Annotated in this window: 2 protein-coding genes; both read left to right on the top strand. The window is 68.2% G+C overall.

Going from position 1 to position 1,228, the window contains the following annotated elements; genetic code table 11:
- The coding region (locus B1L11_RS44575; protein ID WP_143738019.1) for a pectinesterase family protein at nt 1-974 on the top strand (974 nt) is incomplete at its 5' end.
- A gap of 23 nt (nt 975-997) precedes the next feature.
- Nucleotides 998-1,228 (top strand): RICIN domain-containing protein (locus B1L11_RS44570; RefSeq protein WP_143738018.1); only part of this gene is annotated, 231 nt, incomplete at its 3' end.

The following is a 1,228-nucleotide window of genomic DNA, read 5'->3' as shown; positions in this document are numbered from 1 at the left end:
CCACCTCCTCCGGCGCCGCCGTCATCCAGGAGACCTGCACCGCCAACACCAACAAACAATGGCTGTTCACCCCCGTCGCCGCTCAGGGCACGGCGACGGTGGCCGCCGACGGCACCGGCAAGTACCGCACGGTCCAGGCCGCGATCGACGCGGTGCCCGCGAACAACGGCAACCGCGTGGTCATCACGATCAAGCCCGGCACCTACCGGGAGATCGTCACGATCCCGGCCAACAAGCCCTACATCACCCTGCAGGGCCTCGGGTCGTCGGCCAAGGACGTCGTGATCGTCAACAACCACTCCGCCGGCACCTACGGCACCTTCAACAGCGCCACCGCCTTCGTCAACGGGCACGACGCCGCCCTCACCAACCTGACGGTCTCCAACGACTTCGACGAGAACACGAGCAGCACCGGCCAGCAGGCCGTCGCCCTGAACCTCAACGCCGACCGGGCGGTCCTGTCGAACGTGCGGCTGCTCGGCGATCAGGACACGTTCCTGGTCAACGCGTCGGCCCGCGCCTACATGACCGGCTCCTACGTCGAGGGCACCGTCGACTTCATCTTCGGCGACGGCACCATCGTGATCAACAACTGCGACATCTACGAAAAGCGCAGCACCGGCGGGCCGATCACCGCCGCCAGGACCGACGCCGGCAAGACCTACGGCTTCCTGATCTACAAGTCCCGGATCTCCGGCGCCACGGCGAACACCACCCAGCTGGGCCGCCCGTGGGGGCCGAACGCCCAGGTCCTCTACCGGGAGTCGACGCTCAGCTCCACGATCAAGACCTCGCAGCCCTGGACCGACATGTCCGGCAACTCCTGGAAGAACGCCCGCTTCTTCGAATACAAGAACACCGGCGCCGGCGCCACGGCGAACTCCAACCGGCCGCAGATGAGCGACTCCCAGGCGGCGAACTACACCCCGCAGAAGTACCTGGCCGGATCCGACGGCTGGAACCCGATCGGCTGACCCCCTGCCTCCGAGGAACAGACATGCGTGTCACCACACTCCGGGCCGCCGCCGTGGCGGCCGTGCCCTTGGCCGCCGTCGCGTTGCACGCCGTGCCCGCCTGTGCGGCGGTGCCCGCGGCGGGCGGTACGTACCAGATCAGCGTCACCAAGAGCGGCATGTGCCTGGACGTCGTGTCCGGCTCGAAGGACAACGGCGCGCTGCTGCAACAGTGGGGCTGCACCCCCGGCGCCGCCTGGCAGCAGTTCACCCTC

Origin of the sequence: Microbispora sp. GKU 823 (assembly GCF_002027145.1) — a bacterium.
Lineage (GTDB): Bacteria > Actinomycetota > Actinomycetes > Streptosporangiales > Streptosporangiaceae > Microbispora > Microbispora siamensis.
This window is presented reverse-complemented; position numbering and strand designations above follow the sequence as displayed.